This is a genomic window from Arthrobacter sp. NPDC056493 (assembly GCF_042795115.1).
In the GTDB taxonomy this organism is placed as follows: Bacteria; Actinomycetota; Actinomycetes; order Actinomycetales; family Micrococcaceae; genus Arthrobacter.
Genome location: NZ_JBHTSL010000007.1, coordinates 67,666 through 85,610, shown reverse-complemented (window position 1 = coordinate 85,610; position 17,945 = coordinate 67,666). Strand labels below are relative to the sequence as shown.

General features: G+C 66.7%; 15 protein-coding genes. 2 read left to right on the top strand and 13 right to left on the bottom strand.

Features of this window, described 5'->3' with window-relative positions; translation table 11 throughout:
* Positions 1–130: 130 nt before the first annotated feature.
* The 6 genes from guaA to ACFQ50_RS04940 form a co-directional block, all read right to left on the bottom strand.
* Positions 131–1,720: a glutamine-hydrolyzing GMP synthase gene (guaA, locus tag ACFQ50_RS04965; RefSeq protein WP_377994394.1), complete on the bottom strand. Its 1,590-nt coding sequence runs from the start codon at positions 1,718–1,720 to the stop codon at positions 131–133.
* A gap of 71 nt (positions 1,721–1,791) precedes the next feature.
* The gene (locus ACFQ50_RS04960; protein WP_377949564.1) at positions 1,792–2,292 is read right to left on the bottom strand and encodes a DUF3817 domain-containing protein; all 501 of its coding nucleotides are present in this window, start codon (positions 2,290–2,292) and stop codon (positions 1,792–1,794) included.
* Positions 2,289–3,122 carry an SURF1 family protein gene (locus ACFQ50_RS04955; RefSeq protein WP_377994393.1) on the bottom strand — a complete coding sequence of 278 codons (834 nt, stop codon included), beginning with the start codon at positions 3,120–3,122 and terminating at the stop codon, positions 2,289–2,291. Before ACFQ50_RS04955 ends, ACFQ50_RS04960 begins: the two co-directional genes overlap by 4 nt.
* A 131-nt stretch (positions 3,123–3,253) precedes the next feature.
* On the bottom strand, positions 3,254–3,742 hold the full coding sequence (locus ACFQ50_RS04950; RefSeq protein ID WP_377994392.1) for a PTS sugar transporter subunit IIA: 489 nt from the start codon (positions 3,740–3,742) through the stop codon (positions 3,254–3,256).
* A gap of 50 nt (positions 3,743–3,792) precedes the next feature.
* Positions 3,793–5,544 (bottom strand): glycerol-3-phosphate dehydrogenase/oxidase, encoded by a 1,752-nt coding sequence (locus ACFQ50_RS04945; RefSeq protein ID WP_377994391.1) that lies wholly within the window; start codon positions 5,542–5,544, stop codon positions 3,793–3,795.
* Positions 5,545–5,640: 96 nt separating this feature from the next.
* Entirely contained in the window at positions 5,641–6,777 is a 1,137-nt protein-coding gene (locus ACFQ50_RS04940) for a GuaB3 family IMP dehydrogenase-related protein (protein WP_377994390.1), read from the bottom strand.
* Positions 6,778–6,860: 83 nt separating this feature from the next.
* Here ACFQ50_RS04940 and ACFQ50_RS04935 point away from each other — a divergent pair, with 83 nt between their 5' ends.
* Positions 6,861–7,109 (top strand): hypothetical protein, encoded by a 249-nt coding sequence (locus ACFQ50_RS04935; RefSeq protein ID WP_377994389.1) that lies wholly within the window; start codon positions 6,861–6,863, stop codon positions 7,107–7,109.
* Positions 7,110–7,184: 75 nt separating this feature from the next.
* Here ACFQ50_RS04935 and ACFQ50_RS04930 read toward each other — a convergent pair whose 3' ends face one another.
* From ACFQ50_RS04930 to ACFQ50_RS04905, 6 genes are all read right to left on the bottom strand, one after another.
* Complete coding sequence (locus ACFQ50_RS04930; RefSeq protein ID WP_377994388.1) at positions 7,185–9,044, bottom strand: ABC transporter ATP-binding protein; 1,860 nt, start codon at positions 9,042–9,044, stop codon at positions 7,185–7,187.
* A gap of 86 nt (positions 9,045–9,130) precedes the next feature.
* Entirely contained in the window at positions 9,131–10,642 is a 1,512-nt protein-coding gene (gene guaB, locus ACFQ50_RS04925; protein WP_377994387.1) for an IMP dehydrogenase, read from the bottom strand.
* A 215-nt stretch (positions 10,643–10,857) separates the two neighbouring features.
* A complete protein-coding gene (locus ACFQ50_RS04920) occupies positions 10,858–12,927 on the bottom strand; it encodes an acyltransferase family protein (RefSeq protein ID WP_377994444.1) in 2,070 nt (689 codons plus the stop codon).
* Between the two features lie 220 nt (positions 12,928–13,147).
* On the bottom strand, positions 13,148–14,758 hold the full coding sequence (gene groL / locus ACFQ50_RS04915; protein ID WP_377994386.1) for a chaperonin GroEL: 1,611 nt from the start codon (positions 14,756–14,758) through the stop codon (positions 13,148–13,150).
* 85 nt (positions 14,759–14,843) lie between these two features.
* Complete coding sequence (gene groES, locus ACFQ50_RS04910) at positions 14,844–15,137, bottom strand: co-chaperone GroES (RefSeq protein WP_003805290.1); 294 nt, start codon at positions 15,135–15,137, stop codon at positions 14,844–14,846.
* A 218-nt stretch (positions 15,138–15,355) separates the two neighbouring features.
* The gene (locus tag ACFQ50_RS04905; protein ID WP_377994385.1) at positions 15,356–15,772 is read right to left on the bottom strand and encodes a hypothetical protein; all 417 of its coding nucleotides are present in this window, start codon (positions 15,770–15,772) and stop codon (positions 15,356–15,358) included.
* 55 nt (positions 15,773–15,827) lie between these two features.
* On the opposite strand from ACFQ50_RS04905, the gene ACFQ50_RS04900 reads away from it, so the two are divergent.
* Complete coding sequence (locus ACFQ50_RS04900; RefSeq protein ID WP_377994384.1) at positions 15,828–17,054, top strand: methyltransferase domain-containing protein; 1,227 nt, start codon at positions 15,828–15,830, stop codon at positions 17,052–17,054.
* Between the two features lie 32 nt (positions 17,055–17,086).
* On the opposite strand, the gene ACFQ50_RS04895 is transcribed toward ACFQ50_RS04900, so the two are convergent.
* Positions 17,087–17,914, bottom strand: coding sequence for a shikimate 5-dehydrogenase (locus ACFQ50_RS04895; protein WP_377994383.1), 828 nt, complete (start codon positions 17,912–17,914; stop codon positions 17,087–17,089).
* Between the last annotated feature and the right edge of the window lie 31 nt (positions 17,915–17,945).

The following is a 17,945-nucleotide window of genomic DNA, read 5'->3' as shown; positions in this document are numbered from 1 at the left end:
GTTGAGAGACCGCAACACTGGGTCGGCCCAAGTTGCGGCGCATTTCGCACCGTTGCCCGCCATGCCGGATGCGATACCCGGGAATGCAAAATGGCCGGCCTCCCTGCGGAGACCGGCCATTCTTACAACGCTATTCCCACTCGATGGTTCCCGGCGGCTTGCTGGTGACGTCGAGCACCACGCGGTTGACGCCGTCCACCTCGTTGGTGATCCGGTTGGAAATCCGGGCCAGCAGGTCGTAGGGAAGCCGTGACCAGTCGGCCGTCATGGCGTCCTCGGAGGAGACGGGGCGCAGCACAATCGGGTGGCCGTAGGTGCGGCCGTCGCCCTGGACGCCGACGCTCCGGACGTCCGCTAGCAGCACCACGGGCATCTGCCAGACGTCGTTGTCGAGTCCGGCAGCGGTCAGTTCGGCGCGGGCGATGGCGTCTGCCTTGCGCAGCAGGTCCAGGCGTTCCTTGGTGACTTCACCGACGATGCGGATTCCGAGGCCGGGGCCGGGGAACGGCTGGCGGCCGACGATCTCCTGGGGCAGGCCGAGCTGGGCGCCCACGGCACGCACCTCGTCCTTGAACAGGGCGCGCAGGGGTTCGACGAGCTCGAACTCCAGGTCCTCCGGCAGGCCGCCCACGTTGTGGTGGCTCTTGATGTTCGCTGCGCCCTCGCCGCCGCCGGATTCGACGACGTCCGGGTACAGGGTGCCCTGCACGAGGAACTTGATCTTTTCGCCGTGTGCGGCGGCGTCGGCGATGATGGCGCGCTCGGCCTCCTCGAAGGCCCGGATGAATTCGCGGCCGATGATCTTGCGCTTGGTTTCGGGATCGCTGACGCCGGTCAGCGCGGCCTGGAAGCGCTCCTGCTCGTTGGCCACGTAAAGGTTCACGCCGGTGGCGGCGACGAAGTCGCGCTCCACCTGCTCGGCCTCGCCTTCGCGCAGCAGCCCGTGGTCGACGAAGACACAGGTCAGCTGGTCGCCGACGGCGCGCTGGACGAGCGCTGCCGCAACGGCCGAATCCACGCCGCCGGAGAGGCCGCAGATGACCCGGGCATCGCCGATCTGCTGGCGGATGCGCTCCACCTGCTCTTCAAGGATGTTGCCCGTGGTCCAGTTCTGTTCCAGCTTGGCGCCCTTGAACAGGAAGTTCTCCAGCACCTGCTGGCCGTAGGCCGAGTGCTTCACCTCGGGGTGCCACTGCACGCCGTACAGGCTCTTCTCCTCGTTGGCGAACGCGGCAACCTCAGCGCCGGCAGTGGTGGCCAGCACCTCGAAGCCCTCGGGAGCCGCGTGGACGGAGTCACCGTGGCTCATCCAGGTGTTCTGGTGCTGCGGCATTCCCTCGAGGACGGAGCGGCCTTCGCCGAGGATGGTGGTCTGCGTGGAGCCGTACTCCCGCAGGCCGGTCTTGTCCACCTTGCCGCCGAGGGCGTTGGCCATGGCCTGGAAGCCGTAGCAGATGCCGAAGACCGGGACGCCGGCCTCGAAAAGGTCGGCACCGACGCTCGGGGCGCCGTCGGCGTAGACGCTGGCGGGTCCGCCGGACAGGATGATGGCGGCAGGGTTCTTGGCCAGGAGCTGCTCAGTGCTGTAGGTATGCGGAACCACTTCCGAATACACATTCGCTTCCCGGACGCGGCGGGCAATCAGCTGCGCGTACTGGGCACCGTAGTCAACAACCAGCACCGGCTTCTGGGAAGTTTGGGATGCAGTGGGAGTAGTCACCGTACTAGCCTACTTTGCAGGCTTGCCCCGACGCATCTTGAGCGGCCCCGCTGTGATGCACGGAACGCAAATCAGTAGCGGCTGGCGGCCTGCGGGTTGGCCGCGAGCTCGGCCTCCACCTCGGCGTGGAACTTCTTCTCCACAATGAAGGACAGGAACGGCACCACGCCGCCGAGTGCCAGCAGGATCATCTTGGCGAACGGCCAGCGCATCAGCGTCCACAGCCGGAAGTTGGACATCAGGTACACCACGTACATCCAGCCGTGGACGATGAGCACGGTGACGGACACGTTGAACCCGCCGAGGACGCCTTTCGGTTCGGCCTGGGTGAATCCGAAGCCGAACGGCTGGCCGGTCAGGGCGTCCGTTCCGCCGGCGAAGAGGTACTGGCCGAAGCCGTAGCGGGCAACCAGCTCCGCGCACAGCAGCAGCAGCATGGCACCCGTGAGGTAAGCCATGACCTTGTAGAACTTCAGGGCAGAGCGGATCTGCGCCTCGGTGCCGCCAAAGCGTCGCTTCTTTGCCGCCCCGGTCGGGTTGGAGGGCTGGATGGCCGGCTTGGGTTCGATCATGGCTGTACCTTTTGTTGGATCTCGTTGGGTTGGGTAGGTTCTGGTCCGTCGTAATCCTCGGCGTCCTCGAGGCTTCTGCGGTAGTCGTCCTTGACCAGCCGCCACCAGATGAAGAGCGCGAAGCCGGCGAAAACGATCCACTCCACGGAGTAGAACAGGTTCAGCCAGTTGACCTTCGCGGCCGGCGGCTGCGCGGCAATGCTGAGCGGCTCGAGTCCGCTGCCGGCGGCAGCACCGACGTCGGCCGTTCCTGATTTTTCCGCCGTGGCGGAAACGAAGGCCGGGTAGCTGCTGACGTTCCAGTCGTTGATGAGTTCGGCCACCGAGACGGCCGTCGCCTGTCCCGGTTCGGGGGCCGTGTTGGGCACTGGGGCCTCGGACGGCAGCAGCCGTCCGGTCAGCCGGATGATGCCCGACGGCGGGGCGCTGGCGTCGGCGGGAGCAGCGATCCAGCCGCGGGCCACCGGTATGTAGGTTTTGGGTGACGCTGCCGCGCCTTGGAGCACTGGGGCATCGGACACAGCGAAGGCCGTGACCACCCAGTAGCCGCTCTTGCCGTCCTTGAGACGGCCCGGGATCAGGACCTGCCTGGCCGGATCGTAGGTGCCGGACGCCGTGACCATCTGGTCCGCCACCGAGCCACGGAAGAAGTCTCCGGGTTGCAGGGTTTTCGTCAGGGCCTGGACCTGCTCCGTGGTGGGGTTGACGGGCACTTCAGGCTGCGTGGAACGTCCGAACTGCCATTGGCTCAGGAGCACAAAGACACCCGAAACGGCGATCGCAAAGACCAGGCCTGCGATCCATCGGGGCTGGAGGGCTGTTTTCCACACCCCTTAACGTTACTTCGTCCGTGTGTAGAACAACGAACCGCGGGTAGCGCGAACGTACAGTTGAGGCCCCCGGCGACGGGGCTCAACTGTACGTTCGCGCGATTCGGCGGGGCTCAACTGTACGTTCGCGCTCAGTGGTCGAAGAACACCAGGCTGGAATTGATGAGCTCGGCGATGACCTCGGCATCGTAGGCCCGGCGCAGCGATTCCCGGAAGGACTCCTTGGACAGGGACCGCGCCAGGGTGGCAAGCACTTCAAGGTGGTCGGAGAACGAGCTCGCGGGCGTGGCGATCAGCAGCACCACGGTGGCAGGACCGTCTGCGGCGCCAAAGTCCAGGGCCTTGCCGTACTTGGTAATCCCCACGGCGATTGACGTCTCGGAGACGAATTCGCTGCGGGCGTGCGGCAGTCCCACTCCCCCGGGCAGGCCGGTGGCCAGCTGGTGTTCCCGGGCGTTGACGTGCCCCAGGAAGCCCTCGAGGTCTGAGACGCGGCCGGCGTCGAACAGCGTCCGGGCCAGCTGGCTGGCCGCGTCCACCTTGTCCTCGGCATCCATTTCAAGGATCACCATGTCCGGTGTGGTGAGTTCCGCGTCGTAACGGTCCAGTGGTTCCGCCAAGTGGTGTCCCTTCAGTGGTGCCGGGGCCTGTCCGGCGGCAGGTCGCGAGCTCAGCGCAGCGGGACGATATCCTCCGCACCCAGCCGGGCAGCATCCGCCGACTCGTCATCGGGCTGCTGCTGGCTCAGCCGTTCGGCTTCCACCCGCGCAAGGTAATGCTTGATTTCGCTTTCCCGCTGCGCATCGCTCCAGCCAAGAATTTCTCCCATAAGCTTAGCGACTACCGGGACGGCAGACACACCGCGGTCCCACGCCTCGATGGAAATCCGGGTGCGCCGGGTCAGGACGTCGTGCACGTGCCGGGCGCCCTCATGGGTTGCGGCGTAGACCGCCTCGGCCTGCAGGTAGTCGTCGGCGCCGGGCAGCGGCTCGGCCAGTTCGGGCCGGTCCTGGATGATTGCCAGCACCTCCGAGGTCATGGATCCGTAGCGGTTCAGCAGGTGCTCCACGCGCGCCACGTGCACTCCGGATTCCTCGGCTGTCCGGTTGCGGCGGTTCCAGGCAGCCTTGAACCCGCTGGCCCCCAGCAGCGGGATGGTCTCGGTGCAGCTCGGCGGCACCCGCTCGTCCATGCTGCGGACGGCCTCGTCCACGGCGTCCTTGGCCATGACGCGGTAGGTGGTCCACTTTCCGCCTGCCACCACAACGAGTCCGGGCACCGGATGGGCCACAACGTGCTCGCGGGAGAGCTTGGCTGTGGAGTCGCTTTCCCCGGCCAGCAGCGGCCGGAGCCCGGCATACACACCCTCCACGTCTTCCCGGGTAAGGGGCCGTTTCAGGACCTTGTTGACGTGTTCCAGGAGGTAGTCGATGTCCTTGCTGGACGCCGCGGGGTGTGCCTTGTCCAGGTGCCAGTCGGTGTCCGTGGTGCCGATGATCCAGTGCCGCCCCCACGGGATGACGAACAGCACGGACTTCTCGGTCCGCAGGATCAGCCCGACTGTTGACTGGAAGCGGTCCCGCGGCACCACCAGGTGGATGCCCTTGGATGCGCGCACCTTCAGCTGGCCGCGCTCGGTGACCATGGCCTGGGTCTCGTCGGTCCAGACCCCCGTGGCGTTGATGACCTGCTTGGCGCGGATGTTGAAGCTGGAGTTGTCCTCGCGGTTGACCACCTTGGCGCCCACCACCCGCTCGCCCTCGCGCAGGAAATCGACGACGGCGGTCTGGTTGACCGCGTGTGCACCGTAGTAGGCGGCGGTGCGGACCAGGTTGGCCACATACTTCGCGTCGTCCACCTGGCCGTCGTAATAGCGGATCGAGCCGACGAAGGCGTCGTCCTTCAGGCTCGGGGCGGCGCGCAGGGTGCCCCGGCGCGAGAGGTGCTTGTGGAACGGCACGCCGCGCTTGTGGCCGCCGGAAATGGACATGCCGTCATACAGCGCGATGCCCGCGCCGATGTACGGCCGCTCGACGAAGCGTTTGTTCAGCGGGTACAGGAACGGCACCGGCCGGGCAAGGTGCGGCGCCAGCTCGGAAAGCAGCAGCCCCCGTTCCTGCAGCGCTTCCTTCACGAGTGCGAAGTCGAGCATTTCCAGGTAACGGAGGCCGCCGTGGATGAGCTTGGAGGACCTCGACGACGTCCCGGCGGCCCAGTCGCTGGCTTCCACGATGCCGACGCTCAGGCCGCGGGTCACCGCGTCCAGGGCCACGCCGGTGCCGACGATGCCGCCGCCGACTATGAGGATGTCCAGTTCCTTGCCCGGCTCCGCCGAAGCCTTCAGCGCCGCAAGCGCGGCCTCCCTCGCCTCGGGCCCCAACGCGCCCCTGGTCGCCGCCGGACGATCACCGAAACCGGTCATGACAGGCCTCCATCCTCATCAAACGTTGTAGTTCACCAGAGTACTTCGATCGTCTGCCGATGGGCAGGGTGCGGACTGCGTTGCCGGCGCCGCAGCTCAGTTTCCGGCGTAGGGCGAAACCACGACGTCGACCCGCTGGAACTCCTTGAGGTCCGAGTACCCGGTGGTGGCCATGGAGCGGCGGAGGGCGCCGATCAGGTTGGAGGTCCCGTTGGTGTGGTGGCCCGGCCCGAAGAGCACCTCTTCGAGCGGACCAACAGTTCCGATGTTGACCCTGTCGCCGCGGGGCAGCTCCAGGTGGTGGGCTTCCTGGCCCCAGTGCCAGCCCTTTCCGGGGGCTTCCTCCGCCCGGGCGAGGGCGGTGCCGAGCATGACGGCGTCCGCGCCCATGGCGATGGCCTTGACGATGTCACCCGAGGTGCCCATCCCGCCGTCGGCGATCACGTGGACGTAGCGTCCGCCGGACTCGTCCATGTAGTCGCGGCGGGCAGCGGCGACGTCGGAGATGGCGGAGGCCATGGGCGAATGGATGCCCAGTGCCCGGCGCGTGGTGGTGGTGGCACCGCCGCCGAAACCGACCAGGACGCCGGCCGCGCCGGTGCGCATCAGGTGCAGGGCGGGCGTGTAGCCCGCGGCGCCGCCCACGATGACCGGAACGTCGAGCTCGTAGATGAACTGCTTGAGGTTGAGCGGTTCGTGGTCCTTCGAGACGTGCTCGGCGGAAACCGTGGTTCCCCGGATCACAAAGATATCGACGCCGGCAGCCACCACGGTCTTGTAGTGTTCCTGGGTGCGCTGCGGGGTCAGCGAGCCGGCCACGGTGATGCCGGCGGCGCGGATTTCGGCCAACCGGGACGTGATCAGCTCGGGCTGGATGGGTGCCTGGTAGAGCTCCTGCATCCTGCGCGTGACGGCCGGGCTGTTGGTTTCGTCCGCAAGCGCGCCGATCTCGTCCAGCACGGGCTGCGGGTCCTCGTACCGGGTCCAGAGTCCCTCGAGGTCCAGGACGCCCAGGCCGCCGAGCTTGCCGAGAGCGATGGCCGTCGCCGGCGACATGGCCGAGTCCATGGGAGCCGCGATGACCGGCATGTCGAACTTGTAGGCATCGATCTGCCACGAGACGGAGACGTCCTTGGGGTCACGGGTGCGACGGTTGGGGACGATCGCAATGTCATCCAGGGAGTAGGCACGACGCCCACGCTTGCCACGGCCAATCTCAATCTCGTAAGTCACTGCTCTAGGTTATCCCAGCCGAACACCTGTCTGAGGACCGGGACACCGGGAGGCATGCCCCGGCGACAGAGGCGTTGGCTACAGTGGCCGGATGGGCAAACGCTGGGTCATCGACGGGCACATCGCAGGCATCGGAACCGCTTCCGGGCTGCATTGCCACCACCTACCGCTTCGAGGAGGTCCCCTTCGTGGAGGTGTCCGCCGTGGCGGCAGGTAAATCGTTGACGGTCGACGCCGGTCCGCTGGTGATCCGGGCAGCCACCGGCGGCAGGGCCCTCCTGGGCGCACTCCTGCGGACGGTGCCCCGGCCGCTTGCCGTGCACACCCGTTGACTGGCTGCCGTCAGCCCGCCGGCCGCCGTTGCCAGCCCGGGAGCCCGGACGTCCGGCACTGCCGGGAACGGGAGCTCAGATCCCGCCGGCCTCCTCAACGCTGAGCTGCGACTCGAACATCCGGAAGTAGCGGCCGCGAAGTGCCACCAGTTCCCGGTGCGTGCCCTGCTCCACGATCCGGCCGTCCTCCAGCATATACACGATGTCAGCCTTCTCGATCGTGGCCAGCCGGTGGCTGATGGCGATGATGGTGCTGCTGCGTTCGGCGAACAGCCGGGTGAAGATGCGGTGCTCCGCCAGCGCGTCGATGGCGGAGGTGGGCTCGTCCATGACCATGAAGGCGGCGTTCCGGTAGAAGTTCCGCGCCATGGCCAGACGCTGCCACTGCCCGCCGCTCAGTCCGCTCCCCTTCCGGCCCCGCGGATCCTCCATCCAGTTGCTGACGTGGTTGTCCAGGCCGTTGGGCAGCTTGTTGATGAATTCCAGCGCCTCGGCGTCCGAGGCCGCACGGCCAATCCGTTCGTCGTCGCGGGGTGAATCGACGTCGCCGAACAGGATGTTTTCAGCGGCCGTGGCGAACTCGTACTTGAGGAACTCCTGGCTCAGCACCGCCAGGTGGCGGTGCCAGGAGGTGACGTCGACGGCGGCGAGGTCCACGCCGTCGAGCATCACCTGGCCGGAATCCGGGCGGTACAGCCCTGCCAGGATGCGGATCAGCGTGGACTTTCCGGCGCCGTTCTCCCCCACGATGGCGATGTGCTGGCCCTCTCGGATCGTCATGCTGATGCCGCGGATCACCTCGATGTCACTGCCTGTGTAGGTGAAGCGGATGTCGCGCAGCTCAACCGTCTTGGGGGCCTCGGGCAGCGGCGGTGCGTGGCTGGAATGCACGGGCAGCGCCATGAACAGCTCGTAGTCCTTGAGGTTGGCGAGGTCCTCGTCGATGGAGCTGAGCGAGGAGACCAGGTTGTTCGCCGTGGACAATGCGCGGCTGACGATCTGCTGGACGTAGAGGAACTGTCCAACCGGCTGGGCGCGGGCGATGATCTGGCCCACCACCCAGATGAGCGAGACAACCTCGGCGGCATACTGCAGCGCGTCGGCGGCCAGCTGCTTGGGGATGTACCTCTTCTGGAAATCCAGCCGGCGCTTCTCGTCAGCGTCCCGGAGCCGGGAGCGCAGTTCCATGAGGTACCGGACGATCCCGTAGAGGCGCATCTCGGCGATGTGCTGCGGGCGGAGCAGGTTGGTCTCGATCATCCGCCGCTGCCGCCGCGAATCCACCTGCGTGTTCCAGTGCGCGATCTGCTCGCGGGACAGCTTGAACTGCAGGTAGACGCTGGGGACGATCGCGACCAGCACGATCACGGCGATCCACCAGCTCACCAGCAGCAGCGCGCCAATGGCCAGGATCACCGAGACCAGCTGCGTGAAGATGGCCGCGATCCGGTCCAGGACCCTGGCATAGGAGTCGGAGAACCGCTTGGCGCGGTCGTAGAGGTCTACCGTTTCCTTGTCGTCGTACCGCCAGAAGTCCAGCGCAAGGAACCGCTCGTACATCAGGTCGCCCACGATGGCCCCCACCCTGAAGCTCATGACCTGCTGGATGTAGCGGTCCAGGCTGCCGAACGCGCCCCAGAACAGGCCCAGCGCGGCGGTGATGACGACGTAGACGATGGCCTGCTGCCCGGCGTCGGAGTCCCCGCTGTAGGCGGCCGCCAGCGCAGTGGTGGTCAGGCCGGCGAAGTAGGTGGTGACCAGCGGCAGCACCGCGGAGATCAGCGAGCCGGCCACCTTCATGAGCACGGCACCCGGCGAGGCGCGGAAACTGACGCGGAGGACCTGGGCCACGGCGCGGGCGTAGGGCTTCAGTGCCAGCCGCCGCCGGGGTTCCCTTTTGGGGCTCAGTTCGGCGGGATGGCGTGGTTGGGACATGGCTCCAGCCTAATCCCGCAGGTGTGACCGGAGACGACGGCGGGCCGCCGGGAAAAATCCCGGCGGCCCGTCGGCGCGACCCGCTTCTAGCGTGAACCGTAGTTCGGTGCCTCGACGGTCATCTGGATGTCGTGCGGGTGCGATTCCTTCAGGCCGGCCGGGGTGATCCGGACGAACTTTCCGCGGGCCTTCAGTTCAGCAACGGTCGGGGCACCGGTGTAGAACATGGTCTGGCGGAGGCCGCCGACCAGCTGGTAAGCCACCGATGCCAGCGGGCCGCGGTAGGCCACGCGGCCTTCGATGCCCTCGGGGATGAGCTTGTCATCGCCGGAGACGTCGGCCTGGAAGTAGCGGTCCTTCGAGTAGGACGTGTTCTTGCCGCGCGACTGCATGGCGCCGAGGGAGCCCATGCCGCGGTAGCTCTTGAACTGCTTGCCGTTGACGAAGATGAGCTCACCCGGGGACTCGTCGCAGCCGGCCAGCAGGGAGCCGAGCATCACGGTGTCGGCGCCGGCAACCAGCGCCTTGCCGATGTCGCCCGAGTACTGCAGGCCGCCGTCGGCGATCAGCGGAACGCCGGCGGGAATGGCCGCCTTGGCCGACTCGTAGATGGCGGTGATCTGCGGAACGCCCACGCCGGCCACCACGCGGGTGGTGCAGATGGAGCCCGGGCCGACGCCCACCTTGATGCCGTCGGCACCGGCGTCGATCAGCGCCTGGGCGCCTTCGCGGGTGGCGGCCTGGCCGCCGATGATGTCCACGTGCGCCGCAACGGGATCGGACTTCAGGCGGCGGATCATGTCCAGCACACCCTGCGAGTGGCCGTTGGCGGTGTCGACGAAGAGGGCGTCAACGCCGGCGTCGATCAGCTTCATGGCGCGTTCCCAGCCGTCACCGAAGAAGCCGATGGCGGCGCCGACGCGCAGCCGGCCCTCATCGTCCTTGGTGGCCAGCGGGTACTGCTCGGCCTTGGTGAAGTCCTTGGTGGTGATGAGGCCCTTCAGGCGGCCCTGGTCATCCACCAGCGGGAGCTTTTCGATCTTGTTGGTGGCCAGCTTGTGCGAGGCTTCCTCGCGGCTGATGCCGACGTGGCCGGTGACCAGGGGCATCTTGGTCATGACGTCACTGACCAGGCGGATCGGGAAGTCCGATTCCGGCACAAAGCGGGTATCGCGGTTGGTGACGATGCCGAGGAGGCGGTTGCCGTCGTCGACCACGGGAAGGCCGGACACTCGGTACCGGGCGCACAGCTCGTCGAGTTCCTGCAGCGTGGCTTCGGGACCGATGGTGAGCGGGTTGGTGATCATGCCGGACTCGCTGCGCTTGACGCGGTCCACCTGGTCCGCCTGGTCGTCGATCGCGAGGTTGCGGTGGACGACGCCGAGGCCGCCCTGGCGTGCCATGGCGATGGCCATGCGGGACTCGGTGACGGTGTCCATGGCCGCGGAAAGCAGCGGCGTCTGCACGCTGATGCGCTTGGAGATCCGGGACGACGTGTCGGCCTCGGAGGGGATCACGTCGGTGTGGCCGGGAAGCAGCAGGACGTCGTCGTACGTCAGGCCGATGAAGCCGAAGGGGTCGTGCTCGGGCTGGGTCATGAGTGCGCCTCTTACCTTGGTTTACAGGTTCACGGGTAGGGGTTGCAGCCGATGACCAGCCCGTCATTACGGGACTGGCCTGTGCAGGGTTGGCCCTGTGCTGGTTAAAGCGGGGCCGGGGGTGCTGCTGGAGGAATTGAATTAATACTAGAACCTTGGCGGCGATCCCCATATTCCGCGCCGGCATTGTGAGCAAGGGCACTATCAGGAGCTGGTTACTTCCACCCCGTGGCGGCCAGGAACCGTTTCTCGAACATCGGAATCATGGACTGGACGTAGGTCTTGGTGAGGTGGTTGTCGTCCTTGTAGACGTAGACGTTGCCCACCACGGCCGGGCAGATGCCGCCCGCGCAGATGAAGTCGCTCATGTCCATCAGGTGCAGTCCGTCCACCTTGCCCCGGTACGCGTCCAGCGGCGATTTGGCGGCGAGGGATTCACCCAGCGGCGGGTTGCACTCCGGCGCGTCGGTGCCGTACTTCTGGACGCATTCGGGCATGTTGATGGCGAAGCGGGGGTTGTCCCGGACGCCCACCACGTCGATCCCGGCGTCGGTGAACTGCCTGATGCCCTCCAGGTAGCCGGGCACCTCGGTTTCGAACGGAGCTTCCTTGTGCGTGAGGGATGCCACAGTGAACACCGCGTCCGGTTTGTGCTCCATCACGTATGCGGCGCTGGCCTTGTTGAAGGCGTTGCAGTCGGCGTCGCGCTCCGCGGATTCAGCCCCGTACCGGCAGTTCCCCTTCAGGAGGGTGACCACCTCCCAGCCGTGGTCGCGGGCGATGGGGCCGAGGGCGGCCATGTACTGCTGGGCGTGGGAGTCACCCAGCACCACGATCCGTTTGATGACCTGGTCCGGTTTGCTGTTCTGCAGGCAGCCGTTGAGCAGCGGGTCGCTGGGGACGTTGTCGTCGGTGCACAGCCCGTCGATGTCCGCCCACTCGTTTTTCATGGCGGCCGGGGCCGGAATCACGGTGGCTTCCGGCGTCGGCTTGCCGGCGTTTTCCGGCGCCAGCGCGGCGGCACCGGGAGTCAGCTCGCGCGGCTGCGCCGCTGCTGCCGCTTCCTCGGCATTCAGCCTCGTCTGCCATACCGCGACCGGCCCGGCCAGCAGGGCGCCGCAGGCAACAATCACGACGGCGGTGCGCCAGGCCCGCAGTTGCGGCCAGTGCCATTCGCGCAGCGGCTTTTCGACGAAGCGGGTGGTCAGGACGGCCAGCACCACGGAGCAGCCCACGATGACGAGGCCCTGAACGAGGTTGGGCTTGGCAATACCGGTGGCGGCCAAAGAAAGCACCAACACCGGCCAGTGCCAAAGGTACAGGGCATAGGAGTTGTCCCCCAGGGCCACCAGCGGCTTTGAGCACAGGATCCGGTCCACGCCGAATCGGCTGCCGCTTTGCCCCGCGACGATGATGGCGGCCGCGGCCAGGGTGGGCCACAGCGCGATGAAGCCCGGGAAGGACCTGTCCACGGTGAGCACCAGGCCGCAGGAGATCATCGCGGCGAGACCGGCCCAGCCCAGGACGACGCGCAGCGCCTTGCCCGGTTTCAGGTAGGGCAGTGCCAGTGCCAGCAGCGATCCCAGTGCGAACTCCCACAGCCGGGTCCGCGTATCGAAGTAGGCATAGGCCTGGTTGCTGGACGTCTGGTCGATCGAGAACACCAGGGAAGCGATGAAGATGCCGCCGAAGGCAACCATCAGGACAGTCCGGTAGCTGACCTCCCGGCGGCGCCGCAGCAGCCGCCACACCAGGGCGGAGCCGGCGAAGATGAGGGGCCAGAGAATGAAGACCTGCCCCTGGATGGACAACGACCAGAAGTGCTGGAGCGGGCTGGCTCCGGAGTGGTCCTGCGCGTAGTAGTCCACGGCCGTGTTGGCCAGCAGCCAGTTCTGCCCGTAGAGGAGGGATGCCCAGGCCTCATTGAGGACGTCGGGCCAGCGGCTCTGCGGCAGCACCAGCCAGGTTCCGGCCAGCACACCCAGAATAACGACGACGGCTGCCGGGATCAGCCGCTTGAAGAGGTGCAGCCAATGGCTCACGAGGCGTAGCGGCGTGCCCTTCTCCACCTTGCGGACGAAGGACATGGTCAGCAGGAACGCCGAAATGAGGAGGAAGATGTCCACGCCGCCGGAAACCCGGCCAAGCCACACGTGGTACGTGACCACCATGAGTACCGCCAGGGCGCGAAGGCCCTGGACCTCGGGCCTGTAACCCGGCTTGGCCTTCAGGCGTGCAGCCCTCGGCTCATGGCTCTCTTTTCCCGCCGGCTCCTCGCGCGGCATGCTTTTCAGCGGGTCCGTCGATCTCGCTTCTGGCACAGATAACCCCTCAAACGGCAACACAAAGTACCCATGTTACCGTTTCGTGACATTCCAGACGAATCCAACGCGCGGGGTGTGACCGGCGTCTCAGCTGCGAAAACGCTTCTGGAAGCGCAAAAGGAGGCCCGGCCAGCAGCAGCTGGACGGGCCTCCTTGTGACACCGCGAGGGCGGGCTGCAGCCTAGTGGCTGTGGCCTGCGTGCTCGTCTTCCTCGGCGGGCTTTTCAGCCACGAGGGTTTCGGTGGTGAGCACCAGCGCGGCGATGGAAGCCGCGTTGCGCAGGGCGGCACGGGTGACCTTGACGGGGTCAATGACGCCCGCCGCGATCAGGTCCTCGTATTCGCCGGACTTGGCGTTGAAGCCGTGGTTGTTGTCCTGCTCGGCAACCCGGGCGGCTACGACGTAGCCGTCGTGGCCGGCGTTCTGGGCGATCCAGCGCAGCGGCTGGACCAGTGCACGGCGGACGATGCCGACGGCAGCAGCCGCGTCACCTTCGAGTGCCGTGACAGCCGGGTCCTCGTCGAGTGCCTTCAGCGCGTGGATCAGGGCGGAACCGCCACCGGCCACGATGCCTTCTTCGAGGGCGGCGCGGGTGGAGGACACTGCATCTTCGATGCGGTGCTTCTTTTCCTTCAGCTCAACCTCGGTGGCTGCGCCGACCTTGATCACGCCGATGCCGCCGGCCAGCTTGGCCAGGCGTTCCTGCAGCTTTTCCTTGTCCCAGTCGGAGTCGGTGCGGGTCAGCTCGGCGCGCAGCTGGGCAACACGTGCCGATACGTCCTCGGCCGAACCTGCGCCGTCGACGATGGTGGTGTTGTCCTTGGTCACCGTGATGCGACGGGCGGTACCCAGCACCTCGAGGCCCACGGAGTCCAGGCTCAGGCCCAGTTCCGGGGACACAACCTGGGCGCCGGTCAGCGTCGCGATGTCCTGCAGCATGGCCTTGCGGCGGTCGCCGAAGCCCGGAGCCTTGACGGCAACCACGTTCAGGGTGCCGCGGATGCGGTTGACGATCAGCGTGGACAGGGCCTCGCCGTCGACGTCCTCGGCGATGATGAACAGCGGCTTGGAGCTCTGCAGCGCCTTCTCCAGCAGCGGCAGGAATTCCTGCACCGAGGAGATCTTGCCCTGGTTGATCAGGATGAGGGCGTCCTCGAGGACCGCTTCCTGGCGCTCGGTGTCGGTGATGAAGTACGGGGACAGGTAGCCCTTGTCGAACTGCATGCCTTCGGTCAGAGCCAGCTCGGTCTGCGTGGTGGAGGATTCCTCGATGGTGATCACGCCATCCTTGCCCACCTTGCCGAATGCCTCGGCGAGCAGCTCGCCCACCTCGTCGCTCTGGGCGGAGATGGCGGCAACGTTGGCCACCTGGCTGCCCTCGACGGGACGGGCGTTCTCCAGCAGGCGGGCTGCGATGGCCTCGACAGAGACCTCGATGCCGCGCTTGATCTGGCCCGGGGCGGCGCCGGCAGCAACGTTGCGCAGGCCTTCCTTGACCAGTGCCTGGGCGAGCACGGTTGCGGTGGTGGTACCGTCACCGGCGACGTCGTTCGTCTTGGTGGCGACTTCCTTGGCCAGCTGGGCGCCAAGGTTCTCGTACGGGTCGTCGAGCTCGACTTCCCGTGCGATGGTCACGCCGTCGTTGGTGATGGTGGGTGCGCCCCACTTCTTGTCCAGCACGACGTTGCGGCCGCGGGGACCAAGCGTCACCTTGACCGTGTTGGCGAGCTTGTCAATGCCGGCTTCGAGCGACCGGCGGGCAGCGTCATTGAACGCAAGCTGCTTTGCCATGGTTTGTCCTTTCAAGACAGAACCCCGTGCAGCCGCCCGGTCGGAATGAATTCAGACGCGGACAGCGGCACGGGGATCCAAAGAGTTACTTTACGACGATCGCCAGAACGTCGCGGGCGGAGAGCACGAGGTACTCGGTGCCGCCGGTCTTGACTTCGGTTCCGCCGTACTTGGAGTAGATGACGACGTCGCCAACGGCAACGTCGACCGGTACGCGGTTGCCGTCTTCGAAGCGGCCGGGGCCTACTGCAACAACTTCGCCTTCCTGCGGCTTCTCCTGGGCGGAGTCCGGGATGACCAGGCCGGAAGCCGTGGTCTGCTCGGCTTCGAGCGGGCGGACAACAATGCGATCCTCAAGAGGCTTAATAGAGACCGACACTCGGACCTCTCCTTTTCGTCAAAATTCATGGACAGTAAAAACTGTTGCGCCGTGGCGGCAGACCGTCGTCGCGGTGCCGGCAGCAGCCAGGCTGGCAGCTCTTCGTGTGTTAGCACCCTCCTAGGGAGAGTGCTAATGATGACTCTATGTAAGGGGTTAGCACTCGGTCAAGGTGAGTGCCAGAATTTCATCCGCCGTAACCCAGCGGGGCGCAGCCGTCAGCGTCCGGCGAGGTCGTCGAACCCCAGCTCCTCGCCGCCGTCGGCGTCCTCGTCCCCCGCTTTCCGCTGTTCGCGGACAAGCACGACGGCGGCCGCCACCGCAATTACCGCCGAGACAATGAGCACCACAATGCCGCCGACACGCGCACCCAGGTAGAGGTCCCTGATCTGTCGGGCTTCCTCGGTGGCGTCGCTGATGTTCTTGCCGCCCACCGAGTAGACGGTGGCATTGAAGGAGTCCAGCAGGAAGATGATCACGAGCAGGACCAGACAGACGACGGCGACCACTGCTCCGACGATCAGCGCCGGGCGTGCGTACCGGACCAGGCGGCTATGCTGCACCGGACCAGGGCTGGTGCTTTCGGGCTGACCAGAGTCGGACTGACCTGGGGTGGGCGTTTCGCTGGATTCCATTCAGACCACCCTAGCGGGAAGAGCTTGGGGCGGCCGCTCCACTAGGCTTGATCCCATGTCTGAAGCACCGCAGGACCAGATCGCCCCGCTCCTCACAGAAGAAGGCTGGGAGCTGCTGGCCTCGCTCGGACCCTACCGGGAGGACGAGTCCTTCACCCTCAGCTCAAGCCTCCGCAAGGCCGGCCACTCCCCCGAACTGGTGTCCGCTGTCCTCACGCAGTCACGGCTCCGGACCAAAGCAGAGGCCAAGTTCGGCGAATTTGCCCGGCAGATGCTCTTCACCCAGGCCGGCCTGGAGCAGGCAACCCGGCTCAACGTGGCGGCCCGGCACGCCCAGCGCTTTGCCCAGGCGGGCGTCCGGCACGTTGCCGACCTGGGCTGCGGCCTCGGCGCGGACGCCATGGCCCTCGCGTCGCTGGACATCGCCGTGACCGCCGTGGAAGTGGACGAGACCACCGCCGCCTGCGCCACGATCAACCTCATTCCCTTTCCGCACGCCAGGGTGGTCCATTCGGACGCGACGTCGGTGCCGCTGGAGGACGGGACCGGCGTCTGGCTGGACCCTGCCCGGCGCACCACCACCACGTCCGGCACCAAGCGGATCTGGGACCCCGAGGCGTTCTCTCCCCCGCTGTCCTTCGTGGAATCGCTGGCCGCCGCGGGGCGCGCCGTCGGCGTCAAAATGGGGCCGGGCATGCCGCACGAGTCGGTGCCCGCCGGCTGCGAGGCCCAATGGGTCTCGGTGGGCGGCGACGTCACGGAAGTCACGCTGTGGTTCAACGCCGTGGCCCGTCCGGGAATCCGCCGGGCGGCCCTGGTGATCGGGCCGGAGGGCGCGGCGGAACTCACCAGCGGGGAGGAGTTCGACGCCGGACCGGTGGCCCCCGTGGGCCCGGTGGAGGGTTTCCTGTATGAGCCGGACGGCGCCGTCATCCGGGCCGGGCTCGTGGCCGATCTGGCCCTCGATCTGGGCGGCCACCTCGTGGACGAGCACATCGCCTACATCTGTGCCCCGGAGCTGCTGGACACTCCGTTTGCGAGGGCTTACCGGGTAGTGGAGGTCATGCCCTACAACGTCAAGGCCCTCAAAGCCTGGGTCCGGGAAAACGGCATCGGCGTGCTGGACATCAAGAAGCGCGGCACGTCCGTCACCCCGGAGGAGCTGCGCAAGCAGCTGCTCCCCGGGGGCAAGGGCGCAGGCAAAACCGGCAAGAAGACAGCCACCCTGGTCCTCACCCGGATCGGGGAAGAAAGAGTGGCTGTCTCCGTGGAGCCCGTGTAACTACTGGCCCGTGTAACTACTAGCCCGTGTAACTACTGGGCCCGCACGAACGCCTCGGCGTCCCGGACCTGCTGGTCCGTGGGGCGGATGCCCGTATACAACACAAACTGCTCCAATGCCTGGATGGTGGCCACCTCGGCGCCGGTGATGACCTGCTTGCCGGCGTCCCGCCCCGCCTTGATGAGCGGCGTTTCAGCGGGCAGCGCCACGACGTCGAACACAATCTTGGCGGCCCCGATGGTTTCGGCGGGGAAGGACAGCGCGTCGGATTCCGGTCCGCCGGCCATTCCCACGGGGGTCACGTTGATGATCACGTCCGCGGTGGCCTCCGGGCCGGTGCCGAGCTCCGCACGCCAGGCAAAGCCGTAGAGATCGGCGAGCGCCCGGCCCGTTGCCTCGTTGCGGGCGATGAGGGTGACGTCCTTGAAGCCCGCGTCGCGCAGGGCTGCGGCGGTGGCCTTGGCCATGCCTCCGGCGCCCTTAAGCAGCACCGACGACTCCACAGGCACGGCGTTGCGCTGCAGCAGCTGCTCGATCGCGGTGTAGTCGGTGTTGTACGCGGTCAGCCGCCCGCCGTCGTTGACGATGGTGTTGACGGAATCGATGGCCTTGGCGGACGGGTCCATGGCGTCCACCAGGGCGATCACATCCTCCTTGTAGGGCATGGAGACGGCGCAGCCCCTGATCCCCAGGCCGCGGACGCCCGCGATCGCCTGGGCCAGGTCGGTGGGCGCGAAGGCCTTGTAGATCCAGTTCAGGCCCAGCTGGTCGTACAGGTGGTTGTGGAAGCGGGTCCCGTTGTTGCTCGGCCGGGCCGAGAGGGAGATGCACAGGGTCATGTCTTTATTCAGAATCGGCACCCCTCCATTAAACGGCGGCACTGCCTTTGTT

Coding starts and splice junctions, on each gene's coding strand:
- ACFQ50_RS04960 (WP_377949564.1), bottom strand. CDS start 2,292: ATGATCGAACCCAAGCCGGCCATCCAGCCCTCCAACCCGACCGGGGCG.
- ACFQ50_RS04945 (WP_377994391.1), bottom strand. CDS start 5,544: ATGACCGGTTTCGGTGATCGTCCGGCGGCGACCAGGGGCGCGTTGGGG.
- ACFQ50_RS04930 (WP_377994388.1), bottom strand. CDS start 9,044: ATGTCCCAACCACGCCATCCCGCCGAACTGAGCCCCAAAAGGGAACCC.
- guaB (WP_377994387.1), bottom strand. CDS start 10,642: ATGACCCAGCCCGAGCACGACCCCTTCGGCTTCATCGGCCTGACGTAC.
- ACFQ50_RS04920 (WP_377994444.1), bottom strand. CDS start 12,927: ATGCCGCGCGAGGAGCCGGCGGGAAAAGAGAGCCATGAGCCGAGGGCT.
- groL (WP_377994386.1), bottom strand. CDS start 14,758: ATGGCAAAGCAGCTTGCGTTCAATGACGCTGCCCGCCGGTCGCTCGAA.
- ACFQ50_RS04905 (WP_377994385.1), bottom strand. CDS start 15,772: ATGGAATCCAGCGAAACGCCCACCCCAGGTCAGTCCGACTCTGGTCAG.
- ACFQ50_RS04900 (WP_377994384.1), top strand. CDS start 15,828: ATGTCTGAAGCACCGCAGGACCAGATCGCCCCGCTCCTCACAGAAGAA.